This window comes from Mangrovimonas xylaniphaga (assembly GCF_001280435.1).
Lineage (GTDB): Bacteria > Bacteroidota > Bacteroidia > Flavobacteriales > Flavobacteriaceae > Mangrovimonas_A > Mangrovimonas_A xylaniphaga.
Window position 1 is genome coordinate 97,071 of sequence record NZ_LBIP01000022.1, and the last position, 20,351, is coordinate 117,421.

The 20,351-nt window shown below is 40.0% G+C and carries 17 protein-coding genes; 1 reads left to right on the forward strand and 16 read right to left on the reverse strand.

Annotated features, from left to right (window positions below):
• Positions 1-114 precede the first annotated feature (114 nt).
• Positions 115-867: a polyphosphate--glucose phosphotransferase gene (ppgK, locus tag ZA06_RS15875; RefSeq protein ID WP_053978480.1), complete on the forward strand. Its 753-nt coding sequence runs from the start codon at positions 115-117 to the stop codon at positions 865-867.
• 1 nt (position 868) lies between these two features.
• On the opposite strand, the gene argH is transcribed toward ppgK, so the two are convergent.
• From argH to ZA06_RS15955, 16 genes are all read right to left on the reverse strand, one after another.
• Entirely contained in the window at positions 869-2,143 is a 1,275-nt protein-coding gene (gene argH / locus ZA06_RS15880) for an argininosuccinate lyase (protein ID WP_053978481.1), read from the reverse strand.
• Entirely contained in the window at positions 2,140-3,201 is a 1,062-nt protein-coding gene (locus ZA06_RS15885) for a M20 family metallo-hydrolase (protein WP_053978482.1), read from the reverse strand. The genes argH and ZA06_RS15885 overlap by 4 nt, the downstream gene beginning before the upstream one ends.
• Positions 3,198-3,974 (reverse strand): acetylglutamate kinase, encoded by a 777-nt coding sequence (argB, locus tag ZA06_RS15890; protein ID WP_053978483.1) that lies wholly within the window; start codon positions 3,972-3,974, stop codon positions 3,198-3,200. Before argB ends, ZA06_RS15885 begins: the two co-directional genes overlap by 4 nt.
• Positions 3,974-4,912 carry a Rossmann-fold NAD(P)-binding domain-containing protein gene (locus ZA06_RS15895; protein ID WP_053978484.1) on the reverse strand — a complete coding sequence of 313 codons (939 nt, stop codon included), beginning with the start codon at positions 4,910-4,912 and terminating at the stop codon, positions 3,974-3,976. The genes argB and ZA06_RS15895 overlap by 1 nt, the downstream gene beginning before the upstream one ends.
• Entirely contained in the window at positions 4,913-6,037 is a 1,125-nt protein-coding gene (locus tag ZA06_RS15900; protein ID WP_053978485.1) for an aspartate aminotransferase family protein, read from the reverse strand.
• Positions 6,034-6,834: a pyrroline-5-carboxylate reductase gene (gene proC / locus ZA06_RS15905; RefSeq protein WP_053978486.1), complete on the reverse strand. Its 801-nt coding sequence runs from the start codon at positions 6,832-6,834 to the stop codon at positions 6,034-6,036. The genes ZA06_RS15900 and proC overlap by 4 nt, the downstream gene beginning before the upstream one ends.
• A 12-nt stretch (positions 6,835-6,846) precedes the next feature.
• The gene (gene argC, locus ZA06_RS15910) at positions 6,847-7,824 is read right to left on the reverse strand and encodes an N-acetyl-gamma-glutamyl-phosphate reductase (RefSeq protein ID WP_053978487.1); all 978 of its coding nucleotides are present in this window, start codon (positions 7,822-7,824) and stop codon (positions 6,847-6,849) included.
• The gene (locus ZA06_RS15915) at positions 7,821-9,008 is read right to left on the reverse strand and encodes an argininosuccinate synthase (RefSeq protein ID WP_053978488.1); all 1,188 of its coding nucleotides are present in this window, start codon (positions 9,006-9,008) and stop codon (positions 7,821-7,823) included. Before ZA06_RS15915 ends, argC begins: the two co-directional genes overlap by 4 nt.
• Positions 9,008-9,619, reverse strand: a complete 612-nt coding sequence (locus ZA06_RS15920; RefSeq protein ID WP_053978489.1) for a GNAT family N-acetyltransferase — start codon at positions 9,617-9,619, stop codon at positions 9,008-9,010. The genes ZA06_RS15915 and ZA06_RS15920 overlap by 1 nt, the downstream gene beginning before the upstream one ends.
• A gap of 444 nt (positions 9,620-10,063) precedes the next feature.
• Entirely contained in the window at positions 10,064-11,656 is a 1,593-nt protein-coding gene (locus tag ZA06_RS15925; protein WP_053978490.1) for an NADP-dependent glyceraldehyde-3-phosphate dehydrogenase, read from the reverse strand.
• An 83-nt stretch (positions 11,657-11,739) separates the two neighbouring features.
• On the reverse strand, positions 11,740-13,005 hold the full coding sequence (ilvA, locus tag ZA06_RS15930; protein WP_053978491.1) for a threonine ammonia-lyase IlvA: 1,266 nt from the start codon (positions 13,003-13,005) through the stop codon (positions 11,740-11,742).
• Positions 13,006-13,031: 26 nt separating this feature from the next.
• Positions 13,032-14,531: a ketol-acid reductoisomerase gene (gene ilvC / locus ZA06_RS15935; protein WP_053978492.1), complete on the reverse strand. Its 1,500-nt coding sequence runs from the start codon at positions 14,529-14,531 to the stop codon at positions 13,032-13,034.
• A 13-nt stretch (positions 14,532-14,544) separates the two neighbouring features.
• Positions 14,545-15,075 (reverse strand): acetolactate synthase small subunit, encoded by a 531-nt coding sequence (gene ilvN / locus ZA06_RS15940; protein WP_053978493.1) that lies wholly within the window; start codon positions 15,073-15,075, stop codon positions 14,545-14,547.
• A gap of 2 nt (positions 15,076-15,077) precedes the next feature.
• The gene (ilvB, locus tag ZA06_RS15945) at positions 15,078-16,811 is read right to left on the reverse strand and encodes a biosynthetic-type acetolactate synthase large subunit (RefSeq protein ID WP_053978494.1); all 1,734 of its coding nucleotides are present in this window, start codon (positions 16,809-16,811) and stop codon (positions 15,078-15,080) included.
• A 36-nt stretch (positions 16,812-16,847) separates the two neighbouring features.
• A complete protein-coding gene (gene ilvD / locus ZA06_RS15950) occupies positions 16,848-18,527 on the reverse strand; it encodes a dihydroxy-acid dehydratase (RefSeq protein ID WP_053978495.1) in 1,680 nt (559 codons plus the stop codon).
• 356 nt (positions 18,528-18,883) lie between these two features.
• Positions 18,884-20,350 carry a glutamate synthase subunit beta gene (locus tag ZA06_RS15955; protein ID WP_053978496.1) on the reverse strand — a complete coding sequence of 489 codons (1,467 nt, stop codon included), beginning with the start codon at positions 20,348-20,350 and terminating at the stop codon, positions 18,884-18,886.
• Between the last annotated feature and the right edge of the window lies 1 nt (position 20,351).

Genomic DNA, 20,351 nt, shown 5'->3' on the forward strand with positions numbered 1-20,351 from the left:
TTTTTGTTTCTAAAAATTGATATAAAAAATCAATTTCACTTAATTATGACACCATTTTGACGAGGGGTTTTCTAATAGATTTAGTAATTTTAAGCATTCAGAAAATTTAATTCTATGGAAATTCTAGGAATCGATGTCGGCGGATCGGGCATGAAAGGAGCATTAGTGAATACCATCACAGGAGAACTTATCACCAAAAGATATAGAATACCAACACCCCTTTCCCGAAAACCCGAAGAAATGGCCAAAGTGTTTGCCCAAATTGTTAAGCATTTTAATTACTCTGGACCTATTGGCTGCGGATTTCCTAGTATTATAAAACATGGTATTTGTAAGGCTTCTGGAAACCTCCATGAAGAATGGGACCACATCAATGTAGAAGAATTATTTTCTAAAGAAGTACACTTACCCGTAACAGTCATCAACGATGCAGATGCAGCCGGATATGCCGTTATGAATTATGGCATTGGACAAGGTAAACCAGGATTTGTACTTACCATTACCATAGGTACCGGCTTGGGAAGTGGCGCCTTTTACGAAGGAAAATTGATTCCTAATTTTGAATTGGGGCAAATCCCTTACAAGAAGTACGAAAAAATTGAGCAATGGGCCGCTGCCTCTTCAAAAAAAGATCAAAACCTAAGTTTCAAAAAATGGGGCAAACGCTTCAACACCTTTCTAGGCTTGGTTGAAACTCTGGTATGCCCCGATTTGATTATTCTTGGAGGTGGGACTTCCGATGAATTTGATAAATTCAAAGATTACATTACCATTGAAACCCCCGTGGTTCCTGCCCATTTAGGCAACCATGCGGGCATTATTGGGGCTGCTTGCGCAGCTACCCACCAAATCCCGAAATCGTATTGATTTATTTGGCGAATTTAGCCTTGATATCCTCCAAACGTAAGTTCCCCATACTTCCTACATGGGTATGTTGTTTGGATGTGTCGGGCTTATAAGTTCCCTCCTGTACCTGCTTACCAATAACCTGATATGCTTCTCTAAAACTCATCCCGTTTTCAACCAAGGTATTCATATTGTCTACCGTAAAAAGGTAGCGATATTTGGCATCATCCAAATCGATATCCTTTACCTCCACTTGATTGATGGCATAGTTGAAAATATCCAACAAATCCTTTACATCCTCTATTCCTGCTATAATAGATTCCTTCAACAATTGATAGTCTCTATGGTAACCGCTTGGAAGGTTATTGGTTATCAAGGTCATCTCGGTTTGGAGCGCTTGAATTTTGTTGCATTTGCCACGAAGTAATTCAAAAACATCAGGGTTTTTCTTATGAGGCATAATGCTACTTCCCGTGGTCAATTCATCTGGGAATGAAATAAAACCAAAATTCTGGCTCATATACAAACAAATATCCATTGCAAAACGCGCCATGGTGTTACATAAACCACCTAAAGCAGCCGCGATGGTTCTTTCACTCTTACCACGACTCATTTGGGCAGCAACAACATTGTACTTTAAAGTTTCAAATTGAAGCTCTTTGGTGGTAAATTCCCTGTCAATTGCAAAGGAACTTCCATAACCAGCAGCCGAGCCCAACGGATTTTGATCCACCGTTTTTAAGGTCGCCTGCAACATATAACTGTCATCAGCCAAAATCTCGGCATAGGCAGAAAACCACAATCCAAACGAAGATGGCATCGCCACCTGTAAATGTGTGTAGCCAGGCAACAGTTTATCCTTATGGGTATAGGCCAAGTCCAAAAGTGACAAAAAGAACGTTTCTGTTTTTGATAGAATTTCTTGAATATTTTCCTTGTAATATAACTGTAAGGCCACTAAAACTTGATCGTTTCTAGAACGTGCTGTATGGATTTTTTTTCCAACTTGGCCATAAGTTTTGGTCAGTTCAAATTCTATTTTAGAATGAACATCTTCAAACTGGTCTTCAATTACAAATGTTCCCGCTTCTATTTGTTCCTTCAAATGTTGCAATCCTTCTTCCAACTGGCCAAGCTCTACTTCATTTAAAATCCCAATATGTTGTAACATTTTTGCATGGGCCAGAGATGCCTGAACATCATATTTTGCAATATGCAAATCTATTTCTCTATCGTTTCCTACAGTAAACTGTTCTATTTTTTTATCAATGGCCAAGCCTTTATCCCAGAGCTTCATAATACGTTGTTTAGCAATTCAATATAAATCTTAATTCCTTCTTCAATTTCGTGCAGATAAATAAATTCATCGGCAGAATGCGAGCGCGTACTGTCTCCAGGTCCCAATTTTAAGGACGGGCAAGACAGCACAGCTTGGTCAGACAGCGTAGGTGACCCATAGGTTTCCCTTCCCAAAGCGATTCCAGCTTTCACCAAAGGATGCTCCACTGGAATGGAAGAGGAATTCAATCGTAAACTTCTCGGAACAATGCTATCGCATGGTGCTTCCTTCATCAAAATATCTGCAACTTCTTGATTGGTGTATTGGTCATTCACCCTCACATCCACCACTAAATCCACATTCGCAGGAATGGCATTGTGTTGTTTCCCTCCATTAATTTGAGAGACAGTTAATTTCACCTCTCCTAAAGTTTCGGAAACTTTTTCAAATTGAAACTTTTGGAACCACTCCAATACCTTAATGGTATTGTATATAGCGTTATCGTTATTAGGGTGCGCCGCATGACTTGGAGTCCCCTTTACTACGGCATCAAATACCACCAAACCCTTTTCTGCAATAGCTAAATTCATAAGTGTTGGTTCTCCTACAATTGCAACATCCACCTCCGGAATGATCTCCAGCATACTATTCAAACCATTAGGTCCACTACTTTCTTCTTCCGCAGAAGCCACAATCACCAAGTTATATTTTAAATCTTCTTTGGCATAGAAATATGTAAAGGTTGCCAAAAGTGACACCAAACAACCTCCAGCATCATTGCTTCCCAAACCGAAAAGCTTCCCATCCTCCACAATGGCTTCAAAAGGATTTTTGGTATAGCCGTTATTAGGTTTTACGGTATCGTGATGGGAATTAAGCAATAAGGTTGGTTTGCTCTCATCAAAATATTTATTGATAGACCATACGTTGTTGTTATATCGTCTATAAGGAATATCATGCCCTTTGAACCAATTCTCTATATGCGCTGCCGTTTGGTCCTCTTCCGAAGAAAAAGAAGGCATGGCAATGAGCTGTTTCAACAAATTTATGGCATGCTGTGTCAGTTCTTGAATCATTTGGTAATTGTTGTAAATTTTGTGGTAGGTTGGGTTAACATGTTTGGTTTACCAATGCAAACCTTGGTTACATTCTTGTTAATTGCATGAAAACAATTATTTAATTTAGGTAGCATTCCATCGGCAATAATCCCTTCGGAAAGCAAGTTTTGATAAATTGGTTCGGTGATGGTTTCAATTACAGAATCCTCATCATTCACATCACGCAGCACGCCATTTTTTTCAAAACAGTAATACAGTTCTACATTGTACTTTTCAGCAAAGCCTATGGCCAATTCCGAAGCAATAGTATCGGCATTGGTGTTGAGTAAATTCCCCTTCGCGTCATGAGTAATGGCACAAAATATTGAAGCGATATCTTGACCCATCAACAACTCCAAAATTTCAGTATTTACGATTTCAACATCGCCTACAAATCCGTAGTCGATATCTTTTACAGGACGTTTTACAGACACAATAGTATTTCCATCAGCACCTGTAAAACCAATGGCATTACATTGAAGTGCCTGTAGTTTTGCAACAATATTTTTATTGATTTTCCCTCCGTATACCATCGTAATGATGTCCAATGTTTCAGCATCCGTAATACGTCTGCCTTGCACCATTTTCACTTCCACCTCCATCTTTTGAGCCAATTGGGAAGCTAATTTCCCACCGCCATGAACCAATAATTTTGGTGACTCCATAACTGAAAATTGCTCTAAAAATGTATCTAAAGCCTTAGAATCGTCTATAATGTTCCCTCCTATTTTTACAATTTTAAGCGTTTTCATTATTTCAGGTTTTCTAAAATTTGCTTCAATACTATCTGTGCGGCAAAAGTTCTGTTATTGGCCTGCTGCATCACGATGGATTGACCACCATCCAAAACTGCATCTTCAACCACCATATTTCTACGTACAGGTAGACAGTGCATAAACTTGGCCTTACCAAGTTTTTCTGCAGTCATCATCCAATTAGGGTCTGTATTTAGCACTTTCCCGTAGTCATTAAAATTGCTCCAGTTTTTTACATATACAAAATCGGCATCGGCTAAGGCTTCTTCCTGATTATAGATAATTGGCACATCTTTAGTAATGTTGGGATCCAATTCATAACCTTCTGGATGCGTGATTTGAAAATCAACATCCATTCGCTGCATCATAGATGCAAATGAATTGGCCACCGCTTGAGGCAATGCCTTAGGGTGCGGCCCCCAGGATAAAACCACCTTGGGACGTTTTGTTTCTGTAAATTCCGAAATAGTCACGGCATCGGCCAAAGCCTGCAAGGGATGTGCCGTGGCGCTCTCCATATTGACAATTGGCACCGTGGCATATTTTTCAAAACTTTTTAAGATATACTCCGACTGATCCTTGGCTTTATTGGTCAGACTTGGAAATGCTCTCACGGCAATGATATCAGCGTATTGTGAAATCACTTGTGCCGCTTCCTTAACATGCTCTGAAGTATTGGCATCCATTACCGTTCCGTCCTCAAACTCCAACTGCCAAGCCTCATTAACATTAAGTGACATCACTTCCATTCCCAAATTCCTAGCCGCTTTTTCTGTACTTAAACGCGTTCGCAAACTTGCATTAAAAAAGAGCATCACCAAGGTCTTGTGCTTTCCCAAACCATGATATTCGAAAGGTGTCATTTTCAACAAAATGGTTTCTCTTATCAAACTATCAAGATCAGTAATATCGCTTATGTCGGTATACTTTTTCATCTATAATTCGCTTTTCAAAGCAGTTAAAAACTGGTCAATATGTTGTTTTTGCACCGTTAGTGGTGGCAAAATCCTGATCAAGTTTGGATTATTGGCACTTCCAGTGAAAATTTTATGTTTATGAATCAACTGTTTACGCAAATCGGCCACTTTAAAATCGAACTCCAAGCCAAGCATCAAACCTCTTCCTTTGATATTCTTTAGACCTTTTAAAGATTGTGCCTGTTCAATAAAATAGTCTGAAACTTCCTTTACATTGGCCATCAAATTTTCAGACTCCAATACCTTTAATACTGCCAAAGAAGCCGCGCAAGCTAAGTGATTTCCACCAAAAGTGGTTCCCAACATTCCGAAAGACGCTTCAAATTTTGGATGGATCAAAATGCCCCCAACAGGGAAACCATTCCCCATTCCTTTCGCCAATGAAATGACATCCGGAGTTATCCCGTGTTTTTGGAACGCGAAGAAATCGCCTGTTCTTCCATAGCCACTTTGCACCTCATCGGCAATAAAAAGCGTATTGTATTGTTGACACAAACTTTCAAGTCCTAGGTAAAACTCAGTGGTGCTTTCGTCCAATCCCCCAACACCCTGAATGCATTCAACAATCACAGCACAGGTTTCATTTTTAGCTAGGATAGCTTCTACAGCTTCCAAATCTCCCAACTCGACAAAATCCACTTGCTGTTGCGCATTTAATGGCGCTACAATTTTAGGATTGTCTGTTGCTGCAACCGCTGCCGAAGTTCTTCCGTGGAAGGAATTTCTAAAAGCTAAAATTCGTTCTTTGCCGTTATGGAAAGACGCCAACTTCAAAGCATTTTCATTAGCCTCTGCCCCTGAATTGCACATGAACAATTGGTAATCTGAACATCCAGACATCCTTGCTAATGTTTCCGCCAAATCCTCCTGTAATGGATTTTGAATGGCATTGCTATAAAAGCCCAATTGTGCCACTTGATTTGAAATAGCCGATACGTATTCGGGGTGAGAATGCCCTATGGAAATCACGGCGTGACCACCATAGAGATCTAAATATTCGGTGCCGTTGTCATCATATACAAGGACATCTTTCGCCTTAACTGGCGTGATATCAAACAACGGATATACCTTAAACAAACTCATATTTGTTCTTTTTTAATATTGTTAATTTTGTTAAATGAGGCGACCATACCTTGAATTAAAGAGGAGCTCAAGCCTTTGTGTTCCATCTCGTTCAAGCCTTCAATAGTACAACCTCTTGGGGTGGTTACTTTGTCGATTTCTTCCTCTGGATGATGTCCGTTGTTAATCAACAAACTCGCCGCTCCTTCTGAGGTAAACATGGCCAACTCCTGAGCCTCTTCTGCATCAAATCCTAATTGAATGGCTGCTTGGGTAGTAGCGCGTATCAAACGCATCCAAAAGGCAATTCCACTGGCACAAACCACGGTGGCCGCCTGCATTTGGGTTTCTGGAATGATCAAAGTATGTCCCAATCTTTTAAAGATGGCTTCGGCCACTTTAATACGCTTGGCACCTTGCTCGTTACTACACAAACAGGTCATGGATTTCCCAACAGCAATAGCAGTATTAGGCATGGCTCTAATAATAAATTGATTCTCTCCTACAATAGCTTCAATCCTAGAAATGGTGTATCCTGTGATGGTTGAAATTAACACATGTTTTTCAGTCAGGTAGGGAGCTACTTCTTTCAAAATTGCTTCCAAATGGGAGGGTTGCACTGCAAAAATGAGAATATCGGAATTCTTCACTGCCAACACATTGTCGTTGGTGGTGGTAACCCCTTTGTATCCTTCAAATTCTGAAATGGCTTCTACATGCCTTCTTGTTAAATACAAAGTTGTAACGGCATTGGTAGTGATTAAACCCTTGGCAATAGATTGCCCTAAATTACCTGATCCAATAACGGCTAATTTCATAGACTTATATGTTTAAAAATAATTGGCTTTTAAATTCAATCCTTCGGTCTCAAAAAATCCATGCATCAAATTCATATTCTGAATTGCCTGACCCGAAGCGCCTTTCAGCAAATTATCAATGACACTTGTTATCAACAACATTCCATCGTGCTTGTGCAAATGCACAAAACAATTATTGGTATTTACTACCTGCTTTAGGTGCAATGGATTTTGGGATACGAAAGTAAAGGCATCATCCTTATAACAGGCTTCATACAGCTCCTTGGCTTCTTCCAAATCACCATCAAATTTGGTATAGGCCGTAGCGAAAATTCCTCTTGAAAAATTCCCTCTGTTAGGCATAAACAAAATATTGGAATCAAAACTGGATTGCAACTGTTTTACCGACTGGTTGATTTCCCCCAAATGTTGATGGGTAAAAGGTTTATAATATGAAAAGTTGTTATCTCTCCATGAAAAATGCGTGGTATCGGACAATGAAGTTCCTGCTCCAGTTGCCCCTGTTACGGCATTTACATGCACATCATCATGCAATTTCCCTGCACTAGCCAAAGGCAATAATGCCAATTGAATAGCGGTAGCAAAACATCCCGGATTAGCAATATAATCAGCTTTTCTAATGTCTGCTTTATTTAATTCTGGAAGTCCATACACAAAGGTTTTCCCTTGAAAGGTCTTGTCGGCTTCCAATCTAAAATCATTACTTAAATCAATAATCTTTGTATGATCAGCAAACTGATTGTTTTCCAAAAATGCCTTAGAATTCCCATGACCCAAACACAAGAACAACACATCTACTTCAGAATTGATAGTGCTTGAAAACTTCAAATCCGTGGTGCCCAACAAATCTTGGTGAACGGCACTAACAGGGTTACCTGCGTTGGATGTACTATAAATAAAATCGATTTTGGTTTCCGAATGGTTCAACAGCAATCTTATGAGTTCTCCTGCTGTATACCCTGCGCCACCAATAATTCCGGTTCTAATCATGATTCTGAATTTACTTGGTGATAGATTTTGTTCTGGTTACCAAAGATTTTGATAAATCCTTTGGCATCATCTGCAGTCCATCCCTTGTTCATTTCTCCATAGCTTCCAAACTTGGCATTCATTAAATCATGAGCAGATTCAATACCGTCCAAGGTAAAGTGATATGGTTTCAAACTTACAGTAACATCTCCAGAAACTTGCTCTTGACTACTTTCCAAGAAAGCTTCAATGTTTCTCATCACCGGGTCTAAATATTGGCCTTCATGCAAATGCATCCCATAAAAACTTGCCAAATACTCTTTGTGTTGCAACTGCCATTTGGTCAAAGTGTGCTTTTCCAACAAATGATGCGCCTTAATGGTAATTAAAGCTGCTGCAGCCTCAAAGCCTACACGCCCCTTGATCCCCACAATGGTATCTCCAACATGAATGTCTCTTCCTATAGCAAAAGGCGCTGCCAAATCATTCAATATTTGAATATTCTTTTCTGGCGTATTTTCTTTTCCATTTACAGCAGTCAATTCCCCTTTTGTAAACGTCAAGACTACCTTTTGTTCACCTTCTTTTTGCAATTGTGAAGGATAAGCATGTTCCGGCAATGGCTTGGCTGAAGTCAAGGTTTCCTCGCCTCCAACACTGGTTCCCCAAAGTCCTTTATTCACCGAATATTTAGCCTTTTCCCAAGACATTTCAATACCATTACTTTTCAGGTAATCGATTTCTTCCTGTCTTGATAGTTTTTGGTCCCTGATAGGTGTAATGATTTCAATTTCTGGAGCCAATGTTTGGAAGATCATGTCAAAACGCACTTGGTCATTTCCAGCACCAGTACTTCCATGGGCAATATATTTAGCTCCTATGGATTTGGCATATTCGATAATTTCAATAGCCTGAATAATTCTTTCTGCACTCACAGAAAGCGGGTAGCTATTGTTTTTTAATACATTTCCAAATACAAGGTATTTTACAACCTTGTTATAAAAGGTGGCAACAGCATCAATATTTTTATAAGTAGATACTCCCATTTTATAGGCATTGGCTTCAATATGCTCAATTTCCTGTTTTGTAAAACCTCCCGTATTCACACTTACGGCATGCACATCATAGCCCGCCTTTGATAAACTTACCGCACAGTAGGATGTGTCCAACCCACCGCTGTACGCAATTACTAACTTCTTACTCATTATTTCTCCTTTTTTAAAAACAGGTTCTCCTTAATGCTCTTTAACCTTTTATACACCTTTGTTTTGATCTGCTTTTTTTCCTCTACTTGTTTTTTAGGATCATAGAGCATTCCTGTACACAAGCACATTTTTTGCTCAGTTCGCTGTAAAACATCATAGTTCTTACAGGTTTGGCAACCATTCCAAAAAGTTTGGTCATCTGTTAATTCCGAAAAGGTCACAGGTTTATACCCGAGTTCACTGTTCATTTTCATGACAGCCAAACCAGTGGTTATACTAAATACTTTTGCGTCTGGGAATTTGGTTCTGGAATGCTCAAAAATCTTTGCTTTAATTTTTTTGGCCATCCCCAAACCTCTATAATCTGGGTGGACAATCAAACCGGAATTCGCTACAAATTTACCGTGGCCCCAGGCCTCGATATAGCAAAAACCAACAAATTTATCGCCGTCCAAAGCAATAACGGCATTACCATTTTCCATTTTGGTAATGATATATTCTGGGGTACGTTTAGCAATACCAGTACCTCTAACTTTTGCTGATTCTGAAATGGTTTCGCATATTAATGGCGCGTAAACCGCATGAGATTTATCTGCTATAACAATCTTCATTGCCTTTCTTTTTATTAAAAATATTAAATAAATGTTTTGAAAGCGGAATCGGACTCACCTAAAATTCCAAGAATAGGACACACACCCCTACGGGCGGCGGTTAAAAACAACACGTAGCCTAGCATTGCTATTGAAAGCAATAATAGAATTTGTAAAGGATGTTATTTGTGCTGTTTTTTTCAATTTAAAAAATAATTAATGAGTGAATACTTAGTCTATAGAATGAAGAAAATACTAAACACGGCGGGGTTTGCTATAGGGCAAACACCTACCAATCACACCATTATTATTTTTTAATTTTTGCATGGTCCAAATTTAAAACATTATTCAATACCGTATTCATTTGCCCCTTAATTTTTAAGAATTATTATGATTTTTTTGATTAAAAGGGGCAAACATTACGAAGATTCCATCCCAAAGGGACAGAATCTTTTTTTCAAAGCATTAAAGAATATAGTCTGTGCTCACAAAGTTGGAAGCTTTGGAGTCCAATAAATTGTTCAATATCGCATTGTTATAGTCGTTATCCTTTGAGGCTACAAAAGTCCTGATGGAAAACGAACGGAGTGCATCGTGCACACTCAAAGTGGCTACCGCCGAATCCTTTCTACCTGTAAATGGATATACATCTGGTCCTCTTTGGCAAGAACTATTCAAATTCACACGGCATACCAAATTCACCAAGGTATCGATAAGTGGCGCTAGGGTTTTCACATCACTTCCAAACAAACTTACCTGCTGCCCATAATTGGAATCGGCAATATCACTCATTGGCTCTTCAATATCCTTGAAAGATAACACCGGAATTACGGGACCAAATTGTTCTTCTTCAAATACCCGCATCTCTTTATTCACAGGATACAGCACCGCTGGAAAAATATAATTTGGAGTGGTTTCCCCTCCTTTAGCATTCACGATTTCCGCACCTTTCTCAAGCGCATCGTCTATCAATTCTTGGATGTATTGTGGTTTTTCAGGCTCAGGAAGCGGCGTTAACTGCGCGCCTTTATCCCATGGGTTTCCAAAATTGAGGGCATCCACCTTTTTAGAAAATCGCTTATTGAATTCTTCCACGATATCTTCGTGTACATATAGAACTTTCAAGGCCGTACAACGTTGCCCATTAAACGACAAAGTACCTGAAATACATTCTGAAATGGCTAAATCCAAATCGGCATCCTTCAAAATAATTGCTGGGTTTTTAGCCTCTAAACCCAATACCAATCGTAATCTGTTTTGTCTTGGGTGATGACTTTGCAACGCATTCGCGGATTTACTGTTGCCTATCAAGGCCAAGACATCAATTCGGCCTGTTTCCATAATTGGAGTAGCCACAGTACGGCCACGCCCATAAATAATATTTACCACCCCTTTCGGAAAACTATTTTGAAAAGCCTCCAACAGCGGCGACAACAACAAAACTCCATGCTTGGCCGGTTTAAATATGGTGGTATTTCCCATCATGATTGCGGGAATCAACAAGGCAAACGTTTCATTCAAAGGATAATTATACGGACCTAGACACAGTACTATACCCAAAGGCCCCCGACGAATATGCGCATGAACGCCATCGTGCTTTTCAAATTTAGCACTATCCCGATCCATTTGCTTGTAGTCTTCAATAGTGTCATAGATATACTCCACGGTTCTATCAAATTCCTTTTGGGAATCCGGTAAATTCTTTCCAATCTCCCACATCAATAGTTTAACCACCTCATCGCGCTTGGTTTTCATTTGCTCAACAAACTTTTCCATACAAGCAATACGATTGGCTACTTTCATAGTAGGCCACAGCCCCTGCCCTTTTCCATAGGCATCGCAAGCTGCGTCAAAAGCTTCCAAAGCCTCCGTTTTCCCTAAGGTTGGAATGCTCCCCAATAAGGTAGGTTGATAATCTTCGGTGGAAGAAATGGTAGAATACACATTTGACGTTTCACCATTCCATTTTTTTAACTCGCCCCCTACCAAATATGTGTTTTGATGTACGAGATTTTTAATTTGATATTGTTCTGGAATTTCTGTAAACGTAGACGTCATAATACAATAGTTTTTTAATGAAGAATGCTTTGCATAAAGATACAACAAAGTACACTTCCAAGCATTACTTAAAAGTTATTAAGCTATACTAAAAACTGAAATAAATCCGGCTTGTTATTGAGGTAATCGCCATAAAATTTATGTAGTTTCATTTTGGTAATCAAGGGCTCCAAATCCTGTGGTGATTTCAACTCAATTCCCACGACTGCCGAACCATTATCACGATTGGATTTTTTTGTGTATTCAAAGTGCGTAATGTCATCGCCAGGTCCTAAAATATCTACCACAAATTCCTTAAGCGCTCCTGCCCTTTGAGGGAATTTCACTATGAAATAATGCTTCAAATTTGAATATAACAAAGCGCGCTCCTTAATTTCAGCCATACGGGTGATATCGTTATTACTTCCACTCACCACGCATACGACATTTTTACCTTTTATTTTATCGGCATAAAAACTGAGAGCAGCAATACTCAAGGCGCCTGCAGGTTCCACTACAATGGCTTCTTTATTGTAGAGTTCCAAAATGGTTTGACAAATTTTCCCCTCCGGAACTGTGATAACATCATCCAAATTCTGCCGACAGATTTCAAAAGTTTTATCACCTACCTTTTTAACAGCGGCCCCGTCCACAAAATTCTCAATATGTTTAAGTTTGGTATTTTTGTTGTTCCGCAATGAAACCGACATGGAAGGCGCGCCTTCTGGCTCTACACCAATGATTTTGGTTTTTGGTGACAATTCCTTAAAAACGCTTGACAAACCAGACGCCAATCCACCGCCACCAATAGGCACAAACACATAGTCTATGGGTTCTTTTGCCTGCCGAATGATTTCCAAACCAACGGTTGCCTGTCCTTCAATGACTTTTTCATCATCAAAAGGATGGATAAAAGTTTTATTCGACTGCTCCTGTTCTTGGATTGCCGCAGCGTAGGCATCATCAAAAGTATCGCCTTCCAACACCACTTCAATATAATCTTCACCAAACATTTTAACCTGATCGATTTTCTGCTTTGGTGTAGGGGCAGGCATAAAAATGCTCCCTTTAATTTTCAACAATCTGCAGGACAAGGCGACTCCTTGAGCATGGTTACCCGCACTTGCACAAACCACCCCGTTTTCAATTTCAGAATCCTTAAGCTGCGCCATTTTATTGTAAGCTCCCCTAATTTTATAGGAACGTACCAACTGTAAATCCTCTCTTTTGAATAATATATCGCTCCTGAATTCCCTTGAATAAAACATATTGGAGGTAAGCGGCGTGTGATGGACGACAGATTGCAATTTATCTGCCGCCTCTTTTACCGCTTCCAATGTTGGGAAATAGGTTGTGGTTGTATTTTCCATACTTTTAATTTCTGCTTACTTTCTACTTAAGACAACACTGCTTCATTGACTTCTGCTGTCTTTATCACTTTCATGGCCGTCATGGCACTTCTCAACCTTTTACCAACCATTTCGATCGGATGATTTCTTATCGCGTCATTAACCGCAATAAGCTCTAAATTATCAACCGCATTGGATTTTGAAAATGGCTTCCCTACCGTATTCACTGAAACTGTATCCATAAACCCTTTCAACAAAGGTTTTGCTGCATGGTCAAACAAGTAACAACCATATTCTGCAGTATCAGAAATCACACGGTTCATTTCATACAATTTCTTTCTTGCAATGGTATTGGCAATCAATGGCAATTCATGCAAAGACTCGTAATACGCAGAATCTGCAATAATACCCGCACTCACCATAGTTTCATAGGCCAACTCAACCCCAGACTTTACAAAAGCCACCATTAGGGTTCCATGATCAAAATATTCTTGTTCAGCAATATGGTTAGGCGTTAATGGTGTTTTCTCAAAATTTGTTTCAGCTGTGGCCGCTCTCCATTTCAAAAGATTAACGTCATCATTAGCCCAATCTTCCATCATGGTTTTCGAGAATTCGCCAGAAATGATATCATCCATATGCTTTTCAAACAAAGGCTTCATGATGGTTTTCAATTCTTCAGACAACCTGTAAGCTTCAATTTTTGCGGGGTTGGAAAGGCGATCCATCATATTGGTAATTCCACCGTGTTTCAATGCTTCCGTAATGGTTTCCCAACCATACTGAATCAATTTTGCGGCATATTCCGCATCAACGCCTTCCTCAACCATTTTATCAAAACATAAAATAGAACCTGTTTGCAGTACGCCACACAATATGGTTTGCTCTCCCATTAAATCACTCTTTACCTCAGCAACAAATGACGATTCCAAAACCCCAGCACGATGCCCTCCAGTTGCCACGGCATAAGCTTTTGCCTGGGCCAAGCCTTTTCCTTCAGGGTCATTTTCAGGATGTACTGCGATAAGTGTCGGCACACCAAATCCTCTTTTGTATTCCTCACGAACTTCAGTTCCTGGACATTTTGGTGCCACCATAATTACGGTAAGATCTTTACGCACCTGAGTCCCTTCTTCCACAATATTAAACCCATGTGAATACGACAACGTCGCCCCTTGTTTCATCATTGGCATCACAGCATTCACCACATTGGTATGCTGTTTATCCGGTGTTAGGTTCAAGACCAAATCGGCATCTGGAATAAGCTCTTCATAAGTTCCTACGGTAAATCCGTTTTCCACAGCTTGTTTATACGAAGCACGCTTTTCAGCAATCGCTTGCGGTCTTAGGGCATAAGAAATATCCAACCCGGAATCTCTCATGTTCAATCCTTGATTCAATCCTTGAGCTCCACAGCCCACAATCACTACTTTTTTATCTTTTAAAACGTTTATGCCATCCTCAAATTCAGAGGCGTCCATAAAACGACATTTTCCTAATTGCTCTAATTGTTTTCTTAATGAAAGTGTGTTAAAATAATTTGACATTGCTTTGTATGTTTTAATTGCTGAATGCTGCTAGCATTTCTGATATTTTCATTTCGTCTTTGGTTACGGCAATCCTTCCTGAACGGACAAATTGCATGATTCCAAAAGGAATTAATTGATTGTATATTTCCTCAATTTCATTGCGCCTTCCAGATTTTTCAAGTACAAAAAATTTCTTGTTTACGGTCACAATATTGGCGCCGCTGTCCTTGATAATATTTTGGATTTCTCGCTCTTCAAATAGCAAATCCGATTTGATTTTGAACAAACAGGATTCCTGATAAATGGTATCCTCGTCCTTATGGTAATAGGCCTTGATAACCTCTACCTGCTTTTCAATTTGCCCAACAATTTTCTTGATTTGTTCTTCTGAAACTTTGACCACAATGGTCCACCGAGACACCCCTTTGATTTCAGAAACCGAAGAGACAATACTTTCAATATTGACATGTCTTCGTTGAAAAATGGCCGAAATCCTGTTGAGCAAGCCAATATTGTTTTCGGTATAAATTGAAACTGTATATGTATGAATTGTTTTTTCCATAATTAACTTAATCTTACGTCCGACACTGAAGCTCCCGTAGGAATCATTGGGAATACATTATCCTCTTTTTCCACACAAACCTCCAAGAAATAAGGCCCTGCGTTACCCATCATTTCAGCAACTGCATCCTTTAACTCTTCCCGTTTAGTGACTTTTTTAGCTTCTATATAATAGCCTTTTGCAATAGAGACAAAATCGGGGTTGATCATCTCCGTGGAAGCATAGCGCTTATCAAAAAACAATTGCTGCCACTGTCTTACCATTCCTAAAAACTCATTGTTCAATACCACAATTTTTACAGGTAAACGCTGCTGAAATATGGTTCCCAGCTCCTGAATGGTCATTTGAAAGCCTCCATCTCCAATAATGGCCACCACTTCCCTTTCGGGTGCCGCCATTTTAGCACCAATAGCAGCAGGAAGCGCAAACCCCATTGTGCCCAAACCGCCAGAAGTAATATTGCTTTTGGATTTATTGAATTTCGCATAACGACAGGCAATCATTTGATGCTGCCCAACATCACTTACTATTGCAGCATCTCCTTTACTCTGCTCATTAATTTCTTTCAACACTTCCCCCATCGTCAAACCTTCCTTTGTAGGATACAAATCTTTTTTTATCACCTTTTCAAACTCCACAACATGAAGCTTTCTGAATTCATCATGCCACTGCTCATGATTCTTTTGATCCAATAAAGGAAGTAAAGCCGCCAAAGTTTCTTTGGCATTTCCCAAAACAGCAATATCTGTTTTAACGTTCTTGTCCACTTCGGCAGGATCGATTTCAAAATGAATGACTTTGGCTTGTTTGGCATAGGTAGCCAAGTTACCAGTAACGCGATCATCGAAACGCATCCCTATTGCAATCAGTACATCACATTCATTGGTTAATTTATTGGGCGCATAATTGCCATGCATTCCCACCATGCCCACATTTAACGGATGGTCTGTAGGAATGGCCGAAGCCCCCAAAATAGTCCACGCCGAAGGAATACCAGATTTTTCAACAACGGCCTTAAACTCCTCTTCCGCTTGACCAAGGATTACCCCTTGCCCCCAAACAATCATTGGTTTTTTGGCTGAATTGATCAATTCCGCGGCAGCTTTCACCTTTTCCAAATCCATTTTTGGGATTGGTGTATAACTTCTTATTCCAGTACATTTTTTATACTTAAAATCAAATTCTGCGAATTGTGCATCTTTGGTAATGTCAATCAATACAGGTCCTGGACGCCCGCTTCTAGCAATATAAAAGGCTTTGGCCAAAACCTCAGGAATGTCTTCCGCCCTTGTTACCTGATGGTTCCATTTAGTGACAGGGGTAGAAATCCCAATGATATCAGTTTCCTGAAAGGCATCACTTCCCAACAAATGCGAGGCTACCTGCCCTGTAATGCACACCATAGGGGTAGAATCAATTTGAGCATCGGCAATTCCTGTAATCAAGTTAGTTGCACCGGGACCAGAGGTCGCCATGGCAACACCAACTTTTCCTGAAATACGCGCATAACCTTGTGCCGCATGGGCAGCACCCTGCTCGTGCCTAGTCAAGACATGATGAAGTTGCTCTCTGTATTTATATAATTCGTCATACACAGGCATGATTGCCCCCCCAGGATATCCATAAATGGTATCCACACCTTCCTCCAACAAACAGCGCACAATGGCTTCACAGCCAGAAATACGCTCCGTAGTTGCTACGGTTACTTTTTGTTCTTTCAATGTTTCTGTATTCATAGTCTCAACTTATGTTAAAAAAGACCCGTCTGGAAACTAAAATTCATCGGTCACACATCCTTTGGAAGCAGACGATACGGTTCTTGCATATTTATACAGCACCCCTCTATCAAATTTTAACTTAGGTGCCTTCCATTGTTTTCTTCTTTCCTGTAATTCTTCTTCCGAAACCTCCAACATAATGGCATTGGTTTCGGCATCTATCGTAATTAAATCGCCATCCTTAACCAAAGCGATATTCCCCCCCTCCTGGGCTTCAGGGGTGATATGTCCCACTACAAAACCGTGGGTTCCACCTGAAAATCTTCCATCGGTAATCAACGCTACATCTTTCCCCAATCCAGCACCAATAATAGCAGCTGTCGGTTTCAACATTTCGGGCATACCAGGCCCTCCCTTAGGACCTTCATAACGAATCACCACCACATCACCTTTTTCAACTTTACCATCCCGAATCCCATCATTGGCAGCATATTCTCCATCAAACACCTTAGCTTTCCCAACAAAACTCAAGCCTTCTTTCCCTGTAATTTTTGCCACACTTCCCTCTAAAGCCAAATTGCCATAAAGCATACGTAGGTGTCCTGAAACTTTTATAGGACTTTCTAAAGGCTTGATGACATCCTGATCGGGAGATAAATCTGGTACGTCCAAAAGATTTTCTGCAAGTGTTTTTCCGGTTACCGTCAAACAATCCCCATGCAACAATCCTTTTTTCAATAAATATTTTAGTACGGCCGGGATACCTCCCACAGCATGCACATCTTCCATCAGATATTTTCCACTGGGCTTCAAATCGGCCAAAAAGGGCGTATTATCACTAATTTTCTGAAAATCCTCTAGCGTGAATTCTATCTGGGCCGCTCTAGCAATTGCCAAGAAATGCAGCACCGCATTAGTGGAACCTCCAAGAATGGTCACCAACCTTATGGCATTTTCAAGAGACTTTTTGGTAATGATATCCGAAGGTTTAATATCCTTTTCCAACAGCAAACGCATAGCCTCACCTGCTCTAACTGATTCATCTTTTTTCTCCTGGCTCAATGCTGGGTTGGAAGAATTATATGGAAGCGTCATCCCCAAAGCTTCAATAGCCGAAGCCATGGTGTTGGCTGTATACATACCTCCACAAGCACCAGCTCCCGGGCACGCCTTTTCCACAATACTTTGATAGTCTGTTTCGGTCATGGTTCCCGCCACTTTACTTCCCCAAGCCTCAAAAGCAGAGACTACATCCAACTTCTTACCATTATGACACCCAGAATCAATAGTTCCCCCATAAACCAAAATGGAAGGACGATTCAATCTAATCATGGCCATTAAGGCTCCGGGCATATTTTTATCACAACCTACAACTGTCACCAATCCATCATAACTCATCGCCTGAACTACTGTTTCCATAGAATCGGCAATGATATCTCTTGAAGGCAAAGAATATCTCATTCCCGGAGTTCCCATTGAAATTCCATCGCTCACCCCAATGGTATTGAATATCAAACCAACCACATCTTCGCTCTGGGTTCCCTCCTTCACCAATTTTGCCAAATCATTTAAATGCATATTACAAGGGTTACCTTCATAGCCGGTACTTGCAATACCAATAATTGGCTTAAAAAAATCTTCATTCGTCAATCCTATGGCGTGCAACATTGCTTGAGCCGCCGGCTGAGTAGGATCCTGAGTTACTGTTTTACTGTATTTATTAAGTTTATTCATTCTTATTATTATACTTCTCTCAATAATTAGTTCTAAATTAAAAGTTTGTGTTTTATGTTATTTTTTTGATTGTAACCTAAGGTTAAACTCAAGCGAATCAAATATAATTCAACGAATTGATTATCAATTATTTAAATGCTAAACAATATGATGTTCAAGGCCTTAATTTTACCAATAAAAAAAGCCTTCCCAAACAGGGAAGGCTTTGACTTTAAATATTGACAACACAGCATTCCCTACCTTCTCGAAATAATCGCGATGATAATAATGGAAATAATGTGTAATACGTTTCTGTTCATGATGTTCATCAAATATCAAAAATATCCATCAGGAATCCAAGTTTTTAAGCTCATTTCTTAAACTCGCGGCAAATCGCTATCATCCTTTAGTGGCAGGTCGGTAGATCCCATCAAATATTTGTCAATATGATGGGCCGCTTGCCTCCCTTCTGAAATAGCCCAGACAATTAGAGATTGCCCCCTACGGGAATCACCCGCCGCAAAAATTCCCGGAACATTGGTTTTATAATCGGAAACCGTAGCCTGAATATTACTTCTGAAATCGGTGTCCAAACCAAATTGTTCCACCAAAGTTCTTTCTGGCCCCGTAAATCCTAAGGCCAAGAGCACCAAATCGCAGTCCCATTTTTTTTCTGTATCTGGAATTTCTTTTAACTGAGGTCGCTCACCATCTTTAAAAATCCATTCTACCTCAACCGTTTTAAGACCTTTTAGGTTCCCGTTTTTATCTCCTAAAAATTCTTTGGTTGAAATACTAAAAAAACGCTCTACTCCTTCTTGATGAGAAGAACTTGTTTTCAACTTCATTGGCCAATAAGGCCAAGGCTGATTGGCTGGTCTACCAACTGAAGGCTTACTCAATATCTCAAAATTAACAACGGATTTTGCACCATGCCTATTGGAAGTCCCAATACAATCCGAACCTGTATCTCCACCTCCAATCACAATCACATTTTTATCCTTGGCACTCAATATATCGTCGAACTCCAACTCCCCGCCAACATATTGATTATTCATTTTCAAAAACTCCATCGCCTGATGCACTCCTTTTAAATGCGCTCCTTTTATAGGAATACCGCGTCTCTCAGTAGCACCGTTACATAATAGAATGGCATCAAATTCATCTTTAAGCGTTTCCACACTCACATTATCACCTACATGTGCATTAACCTGAAAAATGATTCCTTCTTCTTCCAAAATGGCAATCCTCCTGTCGATGATTGATTTTTCCAATTTGAAATCAGGAATTCCATAACGAAGTAAACCTCCCACTTTAGCATCGCGCTCATAAACCGTCACGTTGTGCCCCGCTCTGTTCAACTGCTGCGCAGCAGCCAATCCTGATGGCCCTGAACCAATTACTGCCACGCTTTTTCCCGTCCTCACCTCAGGTGGATTGGCCACAATCCAACCTTCTCTAAAAGCGGTTTCCACAATATTCTTTTCAATATTTTCTATCGTTACAGGATCCTCATTGATTCCCAGCACACAGGCTTCCTCACATGGCGCAGGACATAAGCGCCCTGTAAATTCAGGAAAATTGTTGGTGGCATGCAAGATTCTTGCTGCTTCTTTCCATTTCCCTTTATACACATTATCATTGAAATCAGGGATCAAATTGCCCAACGGGCAACCACTGTGGCAAAATGGAATACCACAATCCATACATCGCGCTCCTTGATTTCTCAATTTATCCTCCGCTAGAGGAATTGTAAATTCTTTATAGTTTTTAACCCGATCCTCAACATCGGTATATTTTTCAACCTCTCTCTCAAATTCCATAAATCCGGTGATCTTTCCCATA